Consider the following 16698-nt stretch of genomic DNA (forward strand, 5'->3'; position numbering starts at 1 on the left):
TATGTCAATGTTAAATGTATTCGACTCGACTGCGAGTAAAGTACTGTTGGGCCTTGCGATCATTTTGATCGCAGGGTTTCAATATTTATACTGGTTTGGTGAAGGTGGTTATCATGATCATCAGCAACTGACCCAGAAAATCCAACAACAAATGGAATTGAATGATGAGCTAAAAGAGCGTAATCGCGTTCTGGCAGCAGAAGTTTATGATTTGAAGAATGGTATTGAAGCCATCGAAGAACATGCGCGTTTAGATCTTGGCCTGATTAAGCCACGCGAAACTTTTATTCAAATGAGCACAATCAGTACTCAATATAAACCGATCTATCTTAATCCTAATTCTAAAGTAGACCTGCGAACCAATGAGTCAGCTGAAGCACCAACCACACCCTAAACTTTGGGTCATTCTTCCAGCTGCAGGTTCCGGTAGCCGTTTCTCCAAAACAGAACTGAAACAATATCAGATGATTCAAGAGCAAACTGTTCTTGAACATACGGTGGCTCGTCTCAATCAACTGCCGTTGGCGGGTTATGTCTTGGCGATTGGTGAACAGGACAATGTCGCAAAAACGCTTCCATTTTCCAGCCTGGAGAAAGCCCATTTTTGTCAGGGTGGTGCCGAGCGGGTGAATTCCGTGTTAAATGCACTGAACTATTTATCTCAAATCGCTTCTGAAGATGACTGGGTTCTGGTGCATGATGCGGCACGTCCCTGTGTCAGTCAGGATTGTCTGCAACAGTTGGTCAATACGGCAATTACCAAGGATAGGGCTGCGATTCTGGCGATTCCGGTGCGAGATACCTTGAAACGGGTCATGCCTGATTCCGATATTCAGGAAACAGTAGATCGCTCAATGCTCTGGCAGGCACAAACCCCACAAATGGCCAAGCTAGGTGTATTAAAACGGGCGATTGGGCAGGCTTTGCAAGATGGTGCTACGATTACTGATGAAGCCAGTGCGCTGGAACATATCGGCGAACAGGTGAGTGTAGTACAAGGGCGTTCCGATAATATTAAAATTACCTATCCGGACGATCTGGAACTGGCCAAGCTGATTTTACAGGCTCAGGCTTAAAAATATATTCAAATAATATTTAGGGTCTGTTGACATTTACTGTTCATAATTAACCCTATAAAGGTAGCCATAAAAATATACAGGCTAAAGCAACAGAACTTTGATAATTTCTTTTGAGCTTGTCATATCGAGTAGCTATTCCTCTAAACTGCTTTAATCTACAAAACATATTCTCAACTAAATGCCTGATTTTATATAAATACCAGTCCATATGATCATTGTTCGATTGGCTATTTGTTTTCTTTGGTATATTCGCTTTAGTCCCTGTTTTCCTGATCTGTTCACGCAGTGGTTCTGAATCATAGCCTTTATCTGCACATACCACTTTTGTCTCTTTTAAATCTAATGTTGATATTAAATCAGGTGCAACTTTAACATCATGTGTGGTTCCATCGGTAATCATGAAATCAATAGGATTGCCATGTGCATCAACAATCAAATGTATTTTTGAGGAGTTTCCCCCTACACTTTTAGAAATAGATTGATTCGCTATGCCGGCAGAATGTTGATGAGCACGTACATGAGAGCCATCAATAAAAATCCACTCCATATCGGGACATGAGGCTAGTAATTTGAATAATCTAAGTAACTTACCGCTGCTTGACCAACGATTAAAACGTTTGAAAATAGAGTTGGAATGACCAAAACAACAAGGAATATCTCGCCACGGACAGCCTGTTCTAATTCTATAGAGAATAGCTTCAATAAAATTGCGTAAATTTGAGTTGTGGTGAATGGATAAATTACGCAGAATAACTTTCAACTTTTGCCAGTGTTGATCTGTCAGCATGGTACGAGGCATAGCGAATAGTAAAATTGGGTTTGGCGATTTGATTTTACTACTTCGCTATTTTTTTAAGCTAAAAGTGTCAACACACCCTAAATAAAATCAGAATAAATCTGGCTATAGCGATCTATTCGCTATAGCTTTCACTTATAATTTTGCCATCATTCTTTTTCACCTTTTGGCCAATGATACCTTCACAGCAGTATCGGTTTTTACGTCACTCTTTGCGTGATGGACGTAGTATTAACCCGCAAGATTCATCTCGATGGACCAAGTTGCACCTTGATCCCTGGTTATTGTGCTTTCTAGTTCTCAATGCAATCCTGGGTTTAATGGTGGTGTATAGCGCGACATCCGAAGACTCTGGCATGGTGGTGCGTCAGGCGATCAGTTTTGGAATTGGTTTTGTGCTGCTGTTTATCTGTGCGCAGATTCCACCGAAAGTCTATCAGGCGATTAGTCCATACCTGTATGCCTTCGGGATCTTCATGCTGCTTCTGGTCTTTGTGATTGGTGAAAAACGCTTGGGTGCAACCCGCTGGATTACCTTGCCGGGGGTAGGAAGCATGCAACCGAGTGAGGTGATGAAATTTGCGATGCCTTTGATGATGGCATGGTATTTTGCACGTAAGCCGTTTCCTCCCAAATTTTTGCATATTGTGGGGGCTCTGATTTTATTGGGCGTACCATTTGTTTTGGTGGCGCTTCAGCCTGACTTGAACATTGGCTTGGTGATTCCCGGTATTTTTGTTCTATTTTTAAGTGGGATGTCGTGGCGTCTGATTGGTGGTGCAGCCGCTGCAGTAGCCGTGGCAGCTCCGGCTGCATGGATGTTTGTATTACAAGAGTATCAAAAAAAGCGTATTACTACGCTATTTGATCCGGAGTCGGATGCCTTGGGTGCAGGCTGGAATATTATCCAGTCCAAAATTGCGATTGGTTCAGGTGGTTCCACGGGTAAAGGCTATACTGAAGGTACGCAATCACATTTAGGTTATCTTCCTGAACATCATACTGACTTTATTATGTCGACTTATGCCGAAGAATTCGGTTTTATCGGTGTTTTCCTACTGTTTAGTTTATTCACTGCCATTATTATTCGCTGTTTGATGATTGGTTTAAACAGCTTTCATAACTTTGGCCGTTTATATGCTGGAGCCATGGGACTGACTTTCTTCTTCTTTGTATTTTTAAACTCAGGCATGGTGAGCGGGATTTTACCTGTAACTGGAGATCCATTACCGCTCATGAGTTATGGTGGAACGGCAGTGATTTCCATGCTGGCCGGGATGGGCATTGTGATGTCGATTCATACTCATCGATAAGTCATTCTAAAAGTCGGACTGGTTCCGGCTTTTTATATACTTAAAATAAGTTGTTTTAAAAATCCTGTTTTGGCCAGAAGAAAAAAGAAGAATATTTTAGAATTCGTATGAAATTAAAAAGCCCTCAAATGAGGGCTTTTTAATTTCATACTTTAACTGAGAAACCAGGTGTAATAACCCCAGATCATTAAAGGCCATGCTAGGAAAGGGCTAAACAACCATTTCCAGAACCAGTGGCGCGGCATAAAGCCAACACCATGGACAAAGCCTCCAGAAATACCAATCATGATATACATCATGGCACTATGGCTATATTCACCGTTGGCATCCAGCATTGCAGAAGGATGAACCAATAACACTGCCGCGAGAGGAAAAGCCAGGAGGCAGGAAATCATCATCGCAAATTTGTTTGGTTTCTTGTCTACAACGGTTTTCTCAAGCGCAGCTTCGGTCATGTTTTATTCCTCATCCAGATCTTGGTGTTGTTCCATATAAATGGCAGCAATCACACTGGCAAAACACGCCATCAGTACACCCAGAATCCAAGCAAAATACCACATAGTTGTCTCTCCTTAAGACATAGCCTTAGTACAGGCTATGTGAATTATCTTCAATGTGTTTGTTGGTAATCACGCCCCACATCTTGTAATAACACCAAGTGGTATAGGTCAGGATCAGTGGTACAAAGATACAGGCAGCAACGGTCATAACGGTTAAGGTATTTTTACTAGATACCGCATCCCACATAGTCAGACTTGCAACCGGGTTAATGCTTGAAGGCATCAGGAAAGGGAATAGGGCGAAACCAGCAGTCAGAATTGCACCGATAACTGCCAGAGATGAACCCAGGAAGCTCAAGCCTGCTTTATTTTTACCTGCTGCCAGTACAATGATCAAACCGCCCAAAATGCCGGCAATAGGCGCTGCCATCGTGATTGGATAAGTCGAGTAGTTATTCATCCAGCCTGGATTGGCATTGGTCAGCACTTCTTTGGCGAGCGGGTTGGCAACACCATTGGTATCAAAAGGTGTAACCAGTGTATAACCTTGAATACCACCAAAATACAACCATGCACCGGCTGCCAGGAAAGTTGCTAAATACACTAGTCCCATGATTTGTGTTGCTTTGGCAGAACGTTGGCGTAGGTCACCATCAGTACGCAGCATTAACCATGCACCACCATGTGCACACAGCATCGATAAACTGACCAGACCACAGACAATTGCAAACGGATTCAGGAGGGCAAAGAAGCTGCCAGTATAAGTAGAACGTACAGTTTCATCTAGAGTAAATGGCACACCCAGGAACATGTTACCGAATGCCACACCAAAGACCAATGCAGGAACTGCACCACCAATCGCTAGACCCCAATCCCATGAATTGCGCCATTTGGTATTTTCCAGTTTTGAGCGATAGTCAAAACCGACCGGACGCAGGAATAGGGCAAACAGTACCAGCAACAGTGCCCAGTACATGCCAGAGAAGGCGGTTGCATAGACCATTGGCCAGGCAGCGAACAAAGCACCGCCGGCAGTAATAAACCAGACTTGGTTACCGTCCCAATGCGGGGCAATGGTATTGATCGCTGCACGGCGCTCGCTATCATTTTTGCCCACAAATGGCATGATCGCCATGGAGCCCATATCGAAGCCATCGGTGAGGGCAAAGCCAATCAGCAATACGCCGACCAGCACCCACCAAATGATTTTTAATAATTCATATTCGATCATGCGTGAGTCTCCTCATTTGCCTTCTCTGCAGCTGCAAGCTTTTCAAAATGGTATTTACCGGTATGCAGTGAGCTTGGGCCAAGACGTGAGAACTTGATCATCAGATACATCTCGATAATCAGTAACACGGTATAGAATGCTGCCAATGCAAGGATTGAACCCCAGACATCACCTGTACTTAAGCTTGATGCTGAAAGATGCGTCGGTAATACCTCACCAATGGTCCAAGGTTGACGACCTACTTCTGCCACATACCAGCCAGTTTGCGCAGCAACCCAAGGCAGAGGAAGTGCAAATAATGCAAATTTCAATAACCATGGTTTGTTTTCAGCATTACGTTTTGCTACCGCAAAAGTTGCCAGTGCAAATAGAAGTAGCATCAAGAAGCCAGAAGCCACCATGGCACGGAAAGCCCAGAACAGACTTGGTACGTGTGGAATAGTGTCTTTAGCAGCTGCTTTGATTTGCTCTTCAGAGGCATCAACGACATTTAGCGTGTATTTCTTCAGCAGCAGACCGTAACCGAGGTCTTTTTGGCTTTCTTCAAAAGCGGTTTTCAGTTCTGGAGACTGATCACCAGCACGTAATTTTTCCAGTTGCGAATAGGCCACCATACCATTACGGATACGCGCTTCATGCTGAACCAGCAGGTCCTTAATACCTGTAACTTGTTCAGTCGTAGAACGTGTAGCAATCAGACCCATTACATAAGGAATTTTCACTGCATAATCTGTAGTCATGGTTTCCTTATTCGGAATGCCGAACAAAGTAAATGGTGCAGGTGCAGGGTGAGTATCCCATTCTGCTTCAATCGCTGCCAGTTTGGTTTTTTGTACATCACCTAGCTCATAACCTGATTCATCACCCAGTAAAATCACTGAAAGTGTAGAAGCAAGCCCGAAGATGGCTGCAATGGCAAAAGAACGGCGTGCAAAAGGCAAGTCACGTTTTTTCAGCATGTAGTAACTTGAAATAGCCAGTACGAAGATGGCACCTGTGACATAACCGGCAGATACTGTATGCACAAATTTAACCTGAGCGACCGGGTTAAAGATCAGTGCAGCAAAGTCCACCATTTCCATACGCATGGTTTCATAGTTAAATGCCGAACCGACCGGGTTTTGCATCCAGCCATTGGCGACCAGAATCCAGAGTGCGGACATGTTCGAGCCTAAAGCTACCAGCCAGGTTACGGCCAGATGTTGCACTTTGGAAAGACGATCCCAACCAAAGAAGAACAAGCCAATAAACGTCGATTCAAGGAAGAAGGCCATCAAACCTTCAATCGCCAGTGGTGCACCGAAAATATCACCGACATAATGCGAGTAATAAGCCCAGTTGGTTCCGAACTGGAACTCCATGGTCAGGCCCGTGGTTACCCCTAAGGCAAAGTTAATACCAAACAGCTTTCCCCAGAACTTGGTCATGTCTTTGTAGATTTCTTTGCCGGAAATCACATAGGTGGTTTCCATAATGGCAAGCAGAAATGCCAGACCTAGCGTCAGTGGAACAAAAATAAAGTGATACATCGCGGTCATGGCGAACTGGAACCGCGAGAGATCGACCACGCTTTCAGAAATCATCAACGTGTCTCCTGGATTTGGGAAGGATTGCCGGCGATACGCTCGGCGACTTGGTTATCAAAATTTTTAGGAATCGTAGGCGCATCAAACCAGATGTTTTTAATTATCATTAGTAAAATAACCTTGATAATTAAAATAGCGGTTATTTCTCTAACCACTCTCTGGTTTAGATTTTTGGGAACTAAGCTCATTCGACTAAGCCTGTTATATGACTTGTTGTATATTATTAATCTATTGTAACTAAAAAATAAATAGACGATACAGTTTAAATAAATATATATTTATAAATGTTTGAAAATATTAAATATATATTTATATGAGTTAAAATTTATTCTAAATATTTTTTATTATTTTATGTAATTCTATCGGTTTTTAAATCCGACTAAAATGCTTATATTTATATATTTTAATGTAGATCATTTTAATTGGATTAATATTTTTTAATCTGATTAAAATGCTTGGTTTTAAAATAAAGAATAAAATTAATCAAACTAAACTGGTTGGTTTTATGAGGGTTGAATATCAGTGTCACAATCTTTCTCACTATATTTATATTGATAAAAAACACACCAAAAAAAGAACATGCTGGAGGCATGTTCTTTTTAAGCTTTGTGAGGGAGACTGGACTTAGAAGTCGTAACGCATGCCTAGTGAAAGTCCTAGACTGTCTTCACCGCGTACGCCACCTACAGTATTGGTACGACCTTGTGCCCAAGGGGTAAGGTTTGAGTTTTCATCATTTAATACAGTTGCTATGTTGCCATAAATGCGGACTGTTGGATCTAAACGGTGCTCAAGTCCGATTGCCAGTAAAGTTGCATTCGCATCATCGGCATCGACATCGCGGTGGAATACTTCACCACGGAATGAGGTTTTTGGTGCAAATTTATATTCACCGGCTACACCAAATACTTGTGCATCTGGGTTTGCTTCAGAATTATCGTGTTGAAGGAATTGGTATAAACCGCCCAGGTTGAATTCAGGTGTGATTTTGTAAGCACCAGCAATACGGAAACCATCGCGCTCACCACGGGCAGCTTCTTCTTCATAGTGTTCATAGGCAGCAGCGAAATCAACTTTACCTTCTTTATAGGTTAAAGCGAGGTCGTATGCTTTATCTTTGTCTTTAGCGCCATCTTTAGTGGCATCCGGGCTATTTGTTTCATGTAGTGACATCGCACCTAATACGTTGAAACCGCCACCAAATTTTGGTGATTTATATTCAATGGTATTGGCATTACGTTCATCAAAACGCAGGTTGCCTACACGCGTAACGTTACGAACATCACCAACCATATCACCAAAGAAGTTGACCGGGCCACGTGCTACTTTGAATGGGCTGTCAAAACGGCCGATACGCGCTTGACCAAAATCACCTTTTAAACCAACAAAAGTATCGCGAGTTGCAAATTCAACATCATCATTTGCAGAACCACTTGCAAAGTTAATTTCCTGTTCGATTTGACCAAATACAGTCATACCATTTTCTAGTTTTTGTTCAGCTTTAAAGCCTAGGCGTGAAGAGTTTGAAGAAAGACCTACTTCGTTATAATCCTGGCCATCATCCAGATAATCTAAAGAAACGTGTGCACGACCATACACTTTAACATCAGCAGCAGCTGCCATCACTGGTGTTAAAATTGTTGCCCCGATTGCTAATGCAGATAACGTTTTTTTCATGTGTTGCTCCAATAAAGACTTTTTTATTCATCGTCTTAAAAACAAGTTTCAGTATTGTTTTGAAACATCTACTGCTCTATTGGTGCCAAGTATTCATTACAAATAAGTCAATATGATTAAGGAAATATTTCAGAAATATTAAAGACAATCATTGTCTTATTTTTTATAGGATTATGAGTGGGGTAAGCAGGATTGATGCAAATACAGCTAAGCTCGGTGTTTGCTGCAAAACTTAAAAATAGGCTAGGTGACTTTTACTGATATTTTATTGGCTTAATCAAGAGTGAAATACATTAGACATAAAAAATGGAGCCGAGGCTCCATTTTTAGGTATTAAGAATAGCTTAAAGGGCAGCTTTAATTTTCTCAGCCAGCGCTTTAATTTTTTCCTGGTCGCCCATTTGTGCTGCATGTTTGCCCAGATTGTGCAAAGAGGTAGGAACCAGATGGAAATGTACGTGTGGTACGGTCTGACCCGCTGCGGCCCCTGATAATTGCATCAGCACGATACCGTCCACACCTAAACCTTTTTCAATGGCTTTTGCAACTTTCTGTACGATCTGAATCGTATAGGCTGCAGCTTCAGGTGGCAGATCCAGCAAAGTGATTGCCGGAGTTTTCGGAACTACCAGAGTATGACCTTCTGCCTGAGGCATGATGTCCATAAGTGCAAGAACCTGGTCATCTTCATACACTTTTATCGCAGGAAGTTCACCGCGTAGAATTCGTGCAAAAATATTCTGATCATCATAAGTCATAAGTACATTCCTTGAGCGTCATTAAACTGAATTATTTACAGTTCAATTCTTTCTGACGATCTTTGATCGCGTCAAGACGTTGTTGCTCTTTTTCCGAGAATTTTGGTTTGGTTGTATAGCAATTGTCATTACCAAACTTGGCTTTTGCTTCAGGATCTTTGAAACAGAAACCTTTAGACGCATAAATCACGTCATGATCATTTTTTAATTTTTTGCACTCTTGTTCAGATGCAAGAACCGATGTTGAAGCCCCGAACAAAGTTGCAAAGCCAATCAATGCTACAACAGAAAATTTCTTCATGAGAGTTTCCTCTGGGTTATCCACTATATGTGCCTGCCTACTAGTCACAATATGAGGTTTCGTTATCATTATTCAATGGCGAGATATTACTCGATGGTAATATTACTCCATGATTCATACATTTTCACAGCGCTGGAAAAATCACTGTTTTTATCCGACAGATCGCTGGCCGCCTGAATCAGATTCTGGGTCAACGAGAGCACAGGCGCAGAAAGTTTGGCTTCACGCGCAAGGTCGATTGCAATGCCTGTATCCTTGGCCAAGAGTGGCAGGGCAAAGGTTACAGGAAAACTGCGGTTTAAAATACGCTGTGGCAATACGGTTTCAGTCACCATACTTTTACCGCTGGAAGCATTAATACAATCCAGTGCTTCATGCAGGTTTACCCCATGCGCTTTCAGTGTAGTAAAGCCTTCTGCGACAGCACACAGGTTTACAGCCATTAACATATTATTTACGGCCTTCACTGCAAAACCCGCGCCAGATTCACCCACATGCTTGATCAGCTTGCCAAAAGCCTGCATCGCAGGAAGGGCTTTTTCATAGCCCTCTACATTACCGCCCACCATCACGGTTAAAGTGCCATTTTCAGCGCCAATGGTCTGGCCGCTGACCGGTGCATCCAGAAAGATTACTCCATGTTCAGCCAGTTGTGCTGCCAGTTTTTGGGCAGAATCTGGTACACCACTGGTGCAGTCGACCCAGACTGAACCGGATTTAAGCGGTAAATTTTCCAGAAGTCGTTCAACGTCAGCGCTGGTGGGCAGGCAGGAAAAAATCACATCTGCCTGAACGGCCTGTTCCAGTGTAACGGCTTGGGTGCCATATTCAGCAGCATGTTGCTCTGCCTTGTTAAAGCTACGGTTCCAGACATAGACTGTATCAAACTGCTTGGGTAAATGTGCTGCCATACGAAAACCCATTGCACCTAGGCTGATAAATGCCACTGACTGAATCATGCTGTACCCTCTGAATATGTTTAAATCTATTTAATATTTTTCTGGTGCGAGAAATCTGCTTTAAGCATCAAGCCGTGTAGAGCGCTGCACCAACCAGGTCGTCATTTTTGGCCAGAATGTATTTGCCGTTTTCTGGTTTGACATTAGTCCAAGATGACCACCCGGTATAAGAGTAAACGTCTTATCCTGGCTACTTGTCAATTCCATCAAAGGCTTAGCTGACTGTTCTGTGACAATCTGGTCGGTTTGACCTGCCCCTACCAAGAGGGAACAACTGATATTTTTAAGATCAACAATACGACCATCCAAAGTGATAGAACCCTGCTTTAAAGGATTTTGCAGCCATAAATGCAGTACCATGTCCTGATTAATCCCGCCCGGATAATCAATCATCTTATTCAGGAAATTCCCCATGGTGGCATGTTCATAGACATCTTCGACATGATCCAGATTCAGCAAAAACTGCTTCTGGCTTTTTAGCCAGCCAATCGGATCAAGTAATTTAAAGCCCAAGGCATTTACAATACCCGGCGTATGAATATATTGCTTCGGGATCAATCCTTGATGAATGGCCTGTTGCAAATTCTTATTTTTAGAAATCAGTTTATTGGTCGTAGAAAAAAGTTTGCCGACACGTCCTGACGCATAACTGTCGATAGGACTGCCGACTACGATCAGATTCTTGACATGTTCAGGTGAATGCAGGGCAGTATAGAGCGTGACAAACACGCCCGCCATACTCCAGCCGTGCAGGGAAATAAACTGACTGCCTGAATGCTTGCAAATGGTTTCAATGGATTGAGGAATGGCTGCATCGATAAAAGATAAAAAATTCAGGTGGCGGTGCTTAAAGTTAAAGCGTTTCCATTCCACCAGATAGACATCAAAACCGCTATGCTGAAAATGCTTGACCAGAGAGCGATAAGGATACAGATCATAGATATCCATATTAATGGCCAAGGGTGCGATGAAAACTAGCGGTTCCTTATATTTTTTTTCGGGTGAAGCGTAATAGCGAATCTTGCAAAACTCGGTGCCGGCAATATATTCAAAAGGGGTTTTTTGCGACAGGATCAGTGAGGAGGCATTAAACACCCGGGTACTGAGGTGTTTCAATTTTTTTTGCTGGCGCTGAAAGTTTTGTTTTAACTGAATCATGTAAATAAAATATCCGTATCCGCGGGAGGATTGATCGAAGTCTAAGCAATAATCGCTTATTATGCCTTGACCTGAAATAGCTTAGGCGCTCAAAATGTTGGCAAATTTTTACAAAAGGCAGCCCGAGGGCTGAGGTAAAGCGATGAGCCAGCAAGACGATATTTCTTACCAATTAGAAACTTTAGCCATTCGTACCGGCCATACCCGCACTTTTGAAGGTGAGCATGGCGAACCAATTTTTCTAACATCGTCCTTTGTTTATGAAAATGCTGCAGAAGCCGCAGCCAAATTCTCAGGCCAGGAACCGGGCAATATCTATTCTCGCTTTACCAATCCGACCGTTGCCATGTTTGAAAAGCGTCTGGCTGCACTTGAAGGTGCAGAGCGCGCCGTCGCCACCAGTTCGGGTATGGCAGCTATTATGGCAGTGATGATGGCTTTTTTAAAAGCGGGCGACCATGTGATTTGTTCACGTGCAGTCTTCGGTTCTACGGTTTCCATGTTTGAAAAATATGTCGCAAAATTTGGCGTCAGCGTTGATTTCGTCGATTTGACTGATCTTGATGCATGGAAAAATGCCATCAAGCCTGAAACAAAAATTCTCTTTGTTGAATCGCCATCTAATCCTTTAGCAGAAGTAGCTAATATACAGGGACTCGCCGATATTGCGCATGCCAATAATGCTTTACTGGCGATTGATAACAGCTTCTGTACACCTGTGTTACAACAACCACTCAAATTTGGTGCAGACTTGGTAGTGTATTCTGCGACTAAATATCTGGATGGTCAGGGCCGCGCCTTGGGTGGTGCTGTCGTAGGTAATCACAAGTTACTAGAAGAAATCTTCGGTTATGTGCGTACTACCGGCCCGTCAATGAGTCCATTCAATGCTTGGGTGTTCCTAAAAGGCTTGGAAACACTACGTTTGCGTATGCGTGAACATTCAGCAAGTGCACAGCAACTGGCTGAATTTTTGAATCAGCATCCAAAAGTGGAAAAAGTATATTATGCGGGCCTGCCTGAGCATGTCGGTCATGAACTGGCAGCAAAACAGCAGAGCGGTTTTGGCGGTATTGTGTCTTTTGAAGTGAAAGGTGGCCGTGAGGAAGCATGGACTGTCATTGACAATACCCAGTTTATCTCGATTACCGGTAATCTGGGCGATGTGAAATCGACCATTACCCATCCTGCAACCACGACACACGGTAAATTGTCGCCTGAAGCCAAAGAAGCTGCTGGTATTCGCGAAGGTTTGATTCGCGTATCTGTTGGCTTGGAAGAGATTGGTGATATTATCCAGGATATTCGTCGCGGTTTAGGCCTGATTTAATTTTATAAATTCATGTTCGGAGATATTTATGAACATTAACATGTTGATGCAGCAAGCTCAGCGCATGCAGAAAGAAGTTGAAAACAACGTAAAAAAAGCCAAAGAAGAGCTTGCGCAGACTGAAGTGCATGCCGAGGCGGGTGGCGGTCTGGTGAAAGTGACCATGACTTGCCGTAACGTGGTGAAGCGTATCGAAATCAATCCTGAATTACTTCAGGATGATCCAGATATGATCGAAGACCTGATTGCAGCGGCAATGAATGATGCAGCACGTCAGGCAGAAGTGGTATCTGACGAAAGAATGAAAGCAGCGAACTCAGGCATGGGTTTACCGCCTGGTCTTGCAGGTATGTTCTAAGGAAGAATGCGCAATGTTTAGTGATCGTTTTGATCAACTCGTTCAAGCATTACGCATTTTGCCAAGCGTTGGGCCAAAATCGGCTCAACGTATGGCATTGCATATGATCATGAAAAATCGTGAGGGTGCTATTGGTCTGGCACATGCGCTGACTGAGGCAACCAATCACATTCATGAATGTTCAGTCTGTCATTCTCTGACCGAAGACGAAGTCTGCAATATTTGCAGCTCTCTGGATCGTGATGATGAACTGCTCTGTGTAGTGGAATCACCTGCAGATGTCATGGCGATTGAGCAAAGTGGTAGTTTCAGAGGTAAATATCATGTATTGGGCGGACATTTATCGCCACTGGATGGTATTGGTCCCGAAGAAATCGGTATTCCGTACTTATTGCATCGTTTGGCCAATGGTCAGGTGAAAGAAGTGATTCTGGCAACCAATGCCACGGTAGAAGGTCAGGCTACGGCGCATTATCTGGTTGAGGCCAGTAAGCATTTGCCGATCCAGATGACCCGAATTGCCCAGGGCGTACCACAAGGTGGTGAGCTGGAATATGTCGACAGTCATACCTTGAGTCAGGCAGTACATAACCGGATGCGCATGAAGTAAGCTAAGCTTAAATATCTTGTTAGTTTTAATATAAAAAAGATATTAATTAGAATATAAATCCTGATAAGTAAGCGCTATTTTTTAGGAAATAGGGCAGAATTGACGTTATTTTTTATACAAAAATTCTATAGATCAGTTAATATGGATCTATCGAGAATCTAATCTTAGACTCAGTTCTATGTTTCAATTTATTCAACATCAAAACGACTTAACTCATGTACTGAAGCTGATGGATCAGAATTCAGTTTATGGACTGGATACCGAGTTTATCAAGGTTGATACCTTATGGCCTAAGCTGGGTGTTTTTCAGATTAACGTAGACAACAAGGTCTATTTGTTGGATGGAACCACGCTAGATCTGACTGAGTTCCTTAATAAAATTTTTAACGCACAGCAGAATATTTTTCATGCCTGTAGTGAAGATATCGACCTGATCTATCACTATACCCAGAAGAAATCCCTGAGTAATGTGTTTGATACCCAGGTCGGCATGTCATTTTTGGGGCATGGTCTGCAAGTCAGCTATCAAAATGCGCTGAAGCAGATGCTGGAAGTCGATATCGAAAAAGACCAGACCCGTTCTGACTGGTTGGCGCGTCCACTCAGTTCCGAACAGTTGCTGTATGCTGCCAATGATGTGCATTATCTGGTGCAACTGTCAGAGAAAATTAAACAGGATCTGGATTCGAAAGATCTGCTGGATTTTGCCTTGCAAGATTGTCGTTTTCTGACTCAGGAAATTGGCGAAGATACCCCAACTGCCTTATTGTATCAGGATGTCGGCAATTACCGGCATTCACGCCGTCAGTTGATGCAATTGCAGCAACTGATGGTCTGGCGCGATCAGATTGCCAAGGCACTGAATCAGCCACGCAGTTTCATTTTAAAAAATGCCAGCATGATTGATCTGGTGGAAAAATTCCCGCGCAATAATTTCCAGCTGAGTCATGTGAAAGACATTCGTTCGAATGTGGTTCGTGAGCATGGTAAAACCATTTTAGATTTACTGAAATTCCTGCCGGAGCCGGCAAATTGGCCTTTACGTCTGGCACGTCCAATTCGCCATTCTTCCAAAGATATCGGCGAAAAAATTGATTCAATTATTCAGAATGTCGTCAATGAAACCTCAATTCCTAAAGAAGTCCTGATGCGTAAGAAATGGCTGAATGCCTTGTATCAGCATGTAGTCTTTCATAAGGACGAGCAGGATCTGCCGGATTATCTACTTGGCTGGCGCTATGAGTTATTAACTCAGCCACTGATTCAGGTATTGCATCAGGATGAATCTTATCTGTCTACCCAGATGAAAGTCAGCGAGTGATTGGTTGCAGGATTGGTTAAAGAAAAAGCAATTATACAAAATCACGACTGATGCATGAGACGTGGCTAATGTTTCTGTCTTTTTTTTGATGTATCCTTGCGGTTGTTTTTCCAGAAAAGTCGTTTGAAATATGCAAGTGTCTATCTACAAATCCAGCAAAAAAAGTGAAATGTATCTGTATGTGGCGCGTCCTGCGAATGAAAGCGAAGCTGAAACATTCGAACCTTTAAGCGTATTGACTGAAGCAGTACAGGCAGCATTTGGACGTGCGACTTTTGTCATGCATCTTGAATTAAGCGAATCACGTAAACTGGCACGTGCCAATGTCTTGCATGTCATGGATTCTATTGAAACTCGCGGTTTCTTCCTGCAAATGCCGCCAGAAGGCTTGATTGATCCAAATGCTGTGGCACCAGAAGGTTTACGCGGTGCTTAATGTTGATTCAGGAGTTGTGAAATGAATGGTTATGTGGCTGTATTAGACTCAATTCCTGAACAGAGCATTGCCGTTGCAGTTTATCTGCTCGGCAGCCTGATTGCTTTATGGTGCTGGTATGGCGTGACCAAGCGTCTGCCTAAACCCATGGGCGGTTTTTTGTGGATTGTGGCCTTTGCCATTCTGCTAACACCGACGGTATCTGAGGGGTCGAATGCATCCATTGCACCCGCGATCTTTGGTCTGTTATTTGGGGTGCTGACCAAAGAGCAGTCCCTGGTTTGGATTAATGCGTCACTTATTTTATTTGTCATTGGGATTGGATCTGTGGTTGGCTATTGCTGGTCGACCTATGTGTCGAACAAAAGCAATATTCGTGTTCACGAGAAAAGTTCACCGCTGTAAGTAAAAAATAAGGTTCAATCATGTCTGCTGATATTCAACAATTTTCAGGTACCGCTCAGTACATTGCGACTGACAGTTTAAAACTTGCGGTGAAAGCTGCACGCAGTTTGCAAAAACCGTTGCTGGTCAAAGGTGAGCCGGGTACAGGTAAGACTTTGCTGGCCGAGCAAGTCGCAGAAAGTCTGGGTTTGAAGCTGATCACCTGGCACATCAAGTCCACTACCAAAGCACAACAAGGTTTGTATGAATACGATGCCGTATCCCGCTTGCGCGATAGTCAGTTGGGTGATGACCGTGTCTATGACATCAAGAACTACATCAAGCCGGGTAAATTATGGGAAGCGTTTACCAGTGAAGAGCGCTGTGTCCTGTTGATTGATGAAATTGATAAGGCAGACATCGAGTTTCCAAATGACTTGCTGCATGAACTCGATAAAATGTCGTTCTATGTGTACGAGACTGGCGAGACCATTACGGCAACTCAGCGCCCAATCGTGATCATTACCTCAAATAATGAAAAAGAATTGCCAGATGCTTTCCTGCGTCGTTGCTTCTTCCATTACATCGAATTCCCGGATGAAGCCACCATGCGTGAAATCATCGATGTGCATTTTGCCAATATCTCGACCACATTGGTCAATGAAGCGCTGCAAGTATTCTTTAAATTACGCCAGATTCCGGGTTTGAAAAAACCACCTTCAACCTCTGAATTGATTGACTGGCTCAGCCTGCTGATGGCCGATGACATGCCGGAAGATATTCTGCGCAATACCGACAAATCCAAAGCAATTCCGCCATTGTACGGCGCATTAATCAAAAACGAGCAAGATGTGCAGTTGCTTGAACGTCTAGCATTTATGTCACGTCGCTAAGGGAGAAA

The 16698-nt window shown here is 43.1% G+C and carries 20 protein-coding genes and 1 pseudogene; 10 read left to right on the forward strand and 11 right to left on the reverse strand.

Features of this window, described 5'->3' with window-relative positions; translation table 11 throughout:
- Position 1: 1 nt before the first annotated feature.
- Both H0S56_RS06595 and ispD read left to right on the forward strand, forming a co-directional pair.
- Entirely contained in the window at positions 2–394 is a 393-nt protein-coding gene (locus tag H0S56_RS06595; RefSeq protein WP_004645271.1) for a septum formation initiator family protein, read from the forward strand.
- Complete coding sequence (ispD, locus tag H0S56_RS06600; RefSeq protein WP_195725974.1) at positions 363–1076, forward strand: 2-C-methyl-D-erythritol 4-phosphate cytidylyltransferase; 714 nt, start codon at positions 363–365, stop codon at positions 1074–1076. The genes H0S56_RS06595 and ispD overlap by 32 nt, the downstream gene beginning before the upstream one ends.
- A 36-nt stretch (positions 1077–1112) precedes the next feature.
- On the opposite strand, the pseudogene H0S56_RS06605 reads toward ispD, so the two are convergent.
- Positions 1113–1878 (reverse strand): annotated as a pseudogene (locus H0S56_RS06605) (IS5-like element ISAba31 family transposase).
- A 170-nt stretch (positions 1879–2048) separates the two neighbouring features.
- Here H0S56_RS06605 and rodA point away from each other — a divergent pair.
- Entirely contained in the window at positions 2049–3188 is a 1140-nt protein-coding gene (rodA, locus tag H0S56_RS06610) for a rod shape-determining protein RodA (protein WP_004645269.1), read from the forward strand.
- A 152-nt stretch (positions 3189–3340) separates the two neighbouring features.
- Here the strand turns inward: rodA and H0S56_RS06615 are convergent, their stop codons facing one another.
- From H0S56_RS06615 to H0S56_RS06660, 10 genes are all read right to left on the reverse strand, one after another.
- Complete coding sequence (locus H0S56_RS06615) at positions 3341–3643, reverse strand: cyd operon YbgE family protein (RefSeq protein WP_004278714.1); 303 nt, start codon at positions 3641–3643, stop codon at positions 3341–3343.
- A gap of 3 nt (positions 3644–3646) precedes the next feature.
- Complete coding sequence (cydX, locus tag H0S56_RS06620) at positions 3647–3748, reverse strand: cytochrome bd-I oxidase subunit CydX (protein WP_004278713.1); 102 nt, start codon at positions 3746–3748, stop codon at positions 3647–3649.
- Positions 3749–3773: 25 nt separating this feature from the next.
- A complete protein-coding gene (cydB, locus tag H0S56_RS06625) occupies positions 3774–4919 on the reverse strand; it encodes a cytochrome d ubiquinol oxidase subunit II (protein WP_148334885.1) in 1146 nt (381 codons plus the stop codon).
- The gene (locus tag H0S56_RS06630; RefSeq protein WP_195725975.1) at positions 4916–6502 is read right to left on the reverse strand and encodes a cytochrome ubiquinol oxidase subunit I; all 1587 of its coding nucleotides are present in this window, start codon (positions 6500–6502) and stop codon (positions 4916–4918) included. Before H0S56_RS06630 ends, cydB begins: the two co-directional genes overlap by 4 nt.
- Positions 6502–6693 (reverse strand): cytochrome oxidase putative small subunit CydP, encoded by a 192-nt coding sequence (gene cydP, locus H0S56_RS06635; RefSeq protein WP_004645265.1) that lies wholly within the window; start codon positions 6691–6693, stop codon positions 6502–6504. Before cydP ends, H0S56_RS06630 begins: the two co-directional genes overlap by 1 nt.
- 436 nt (positions 6694–7129) lie before the next feature.
- Positions 7130–8182, reverse strand: a complete 1053-nt coding sequence (locus H0S56_RS06640) for a porin (RefSeq protein WP_184413070.1) — start codon at positions 8180–8182, stop codon at positions 7130–7132.
- A gap of 344 nt (positions 8183–8526) precedes the next feature.
- Positions 8527–8940, reverse strand: a complete 414-nt coding sequence (locus H0S56_RS06645; protein ID WP_195725976.1) for an HIT family protein — start codon at positions 8938–8940, stop codon at positions 8527–8529.
- 31 nt (positions 8941–8971) lie between these two features.
- Positions 8972–9241, reverse strand: a complete 270-nt coding sequence (locus H0S56_RS06650; protein ID WP_195725977.1) for a YARHG domain-containing protein — start codon at positions 9239–9241, stop codon at positions 8972–8974.
- 86 nt (positions 9242–9327) lie between these two features.
- The gene (locus H0S56_RS06655) at positions 9328–10200 is read right to left on the reverse strand and encodes an NAD(P)-dependent oxidoreductase (protein WP_195725978.1); all 873 of its coding nucleotides are present in this window, start codon (positions 10198–10200) and stop codon (positions 9328–9330) included.
- 60 nt (positions 10201–10260) lie between these two features.
- Positions 10261–11358 carry an alpha/beta fold hydrolase gene (locus H0S56_RS06660; protein ID WP_195725979.1) on the reverse strand — a complete coding sequence of 366 codons (1098 nt, stop codon included), beginning with the start codon at positions 11356–11358 and terminating at the stop codon, positions 10261–10263.
- A gap of 142 nt (positions 11359–11500) precedes the next feature.
- On the opposite strand from H0S56_RS06660, the gene H0S56_RS06665 reads away from it, so the two are divergent.
- The 7 genes from H0S56_RS06665 to H0S56_RS06695 all read left to right on the forward strand — a co-directional run bounded on the left by H0S56_RS06665 (position 11501) and on the right by H0S56_RS06695 (position 16690).
- Positions 11501–12688: an O-succinylhomoserine sulfhydrylase gene (locus H0S56_RS06665; protein WP_195725980.1), complete on the forward strand. Its 1188-nt coding sequence runs from the start codon at positions 11501–11503 to the stop codon at positions 12686–12688.
- A gap of 28 nt (positions 12689–12716) precedes the next feature.
- Positions 12717–13046, forward strand: a complete 330-nt coding sequence (locus H0S56_RS06670; RefSeq protein ID WP_004278699.1) for a YbaB/EbfC family nucleoid-associated protein — start codon at positions 12717–12719, stop codon at positions 13044–13046.
- Between the two features lie 13 nt (positions 13047–13059).
- Positions 13060–13656 carry a recombination mediator RecR gene (gene recR, locus H0S56_RS06675; protein WP_005100074.1) on the forward strand — a complete coding sequence of 199 codons (597 nt, stop codon included), beginning with the start codon at positions 13060–13062 and terminating at the stop codon, positions 13654–13656.
- Positions 13657–13834: 178 nt separating this feature from the next.
- A complete protein-coding gene (locus tag H0S56_RS06680) occupies positions 13835–14977 on the forward strand; it encodes a ribonuclease D (RefSeq protein ID WP_004278697.1) in 1143 nt (380 codons plus the stop codon).
- A gap of 130 nt (positions 14978–15107) precedes the next feature.
- Positions 15108–15413: a YcgL domain-containing protein gene (locus H0S56_RS06685; protein WP_004278695.1), complete on the forward strand. Its 306-nt coding sequence runs from the start codon at positions 15108–15110 to the stop codon at positions 15411–15413.
- A gap of 21 nt (positions 15414–15434) precedes the next feature.
- The gene (locus tag H0S56_RS06690) at positions 15435–15818 is read left to right on the forward strand and encodes a hypothetical protein (protein ID WP_195725981.1); all 384 of its coding nucleotides are present in this window, start codon (positions 15435–15437) and stop codon (positions 15816–15818) included.
- Positions 15819–15838: 20 nt separating this feature from the next.
- Positions 15839–16690: an AAA family ATPase gene (locus H0S56_RS06695; protein WP_195725982.1), complete on the forward strand. Its 852-nt coding sequence runs from the start codon at positions 15839–15841 to the stop codon at positions 16688–16690.
- Positions 16691–16698: the final 8 nt, after the last annotated feature.

The organism is Acinetobacter lwoffii (genome assembly GCF_015602705.1).
In the GTDB taxonomy this organism is placed as follows: Bacteria; Pseudomonadota; Gammaproteobacteria; order Pseudomonadales; family Moraxellaceae; genus Acinetobacter; species Acinetobacter lwoffii_E.

Bases quoted from the DNA above. Each gene is read 5' to 3' on its own strand.
- H0S56_RS06655 (WP_195725978.1), bottom strand. From the start codon at position 10,200: ATGATTCAGTCAGTGGCATTTATCAGCCTAGGTGCAATGGGTTTTCGT.
- ispD (WP_195725974.1), top strand. From the start codon at position 363: ATGAGTCAGCTGAAGCACCAACCACACCCTAAACTTTGGGTCATTCTT.
- H0S56_RS06595 (WP_004645271.1), top strand. From the start codon at position 2: ATGTCAATGTTAAATGTATTCGACTCGACTGCGAGTAAAGTACTGTTG.
- H0S56_RS06680 (WP_004278697.1), top strand. From the start codon at position 13,835: ATGTTTCAATTTATTCAACATCAAAACGACTTAACTCATGTACTGAAG.
- H0S56_RS06630 (WP_195725975.1), bottom strand. From the start codon at position 6,502: ATGATTTCTGAAAGCGTGGTCGATCTCTCGCGGTTCCAGTTCGCCATG.
- H0S56_RS06615 (WP_004278714.1), bottom strand. From the start codon at position 3,643: ATGACCGAAGCTGCGCTTGAGAAAACCGTTGTAGACAAGAAACCAAAC.
- cydP (WP_004645265.1), bottom strand. From the start codon at position 6,693: ATGAGCTTAGTTCCCAAAAATCTAAACCAGAGAGTGGTTAGAGAAATA.
- H0S56_RS06640 (WP_184413070.1), bottom strand. From the start codon at position 8,182: ATGAAAAAAACGTTATCTGCATTAGCAATCGGGGCAACAATTTTAACA.
- recR (WP_005100074.1), top strand. From the start codon at position 13,060: ATGTTTAGTGATCGTTTTGATCAACTCGTTCAAGCATTACGCATTTTG.
- cydB (WP_148334885.1), bottom strand. From the start codon at position 4,919: ATGATCGAATATGAATTATTAAAAATCATTTGGTGGGTGCTGGTCGGC.
- H0S56_RS06690 (WP_195725981.1), top strand. From the start codon at position 15,435: ATGAATGGTTATGTGGCTGTATTAGACTCAATTCCTGAACAGAGCATT.
- H0S56_RS06685 (WP_004278695.1), top strand. From the start codon at position 15,108: ATGCAAGTGTCTATCTACAAATCCAGCAAAAAAAGTGAAATGTATCTG.
- rodA (WP_004645269.1), top strand. From the start codon at position 2,049: ATGATACCTTCACAGCAGTATCGGTTTTTACGTCACTCTTTGCGTGAT.
- H0S56_RS06650 (WP_195725977.1), bottom strand. From the start codon at position 9,241: ATGAAGAAATTTTCTGTTGTAGCATTGATTGGCTTTGCAACTTTGTTC.
- H0S56_RS06645 (WP_195725976.1), bottom strand. From the start codon at position 8,940: ATGACTTATGATGATCAGAATATTTTTGCACGAATTCTACGCGGTGAA.
- H0S56_RS06695 (WP_195725982.1), top strand. From the start codon at position 15,839: ATGTCTGCTGATATTCAACAATTTTCAGGTACCGCTCAGTACATTGCG.
- H0S56_RS06670 (WP_004278699.1), top strand. From the start codon at position 12,717: ATGAACATTAACATGTTGATGCAGCAAGCTCAGCGCATGCAGAAAGAA.
- H0S56_RS06665 (WP_195725980.1), top strand. From the start codon at position 11,501: ATGAGCCAGCAAGACGATATTTCTTACCAATTAGAAACTTTAGCCATT.
- cydX (WP_004278713.1), bottom strand. From the start codon at position 3,748: ATGTGGTATTTTGCTTGGATTCTGGGTGTACTGATGGCGTGTTTTGCC.
- H0S56_RS06660 (WP_195725979.1), bottom strand. From the start codon at position 11,358: ATGATTCAGTTAAAACAAAACTTTCAGCGCCAGCAAAAAAAATTGAAA.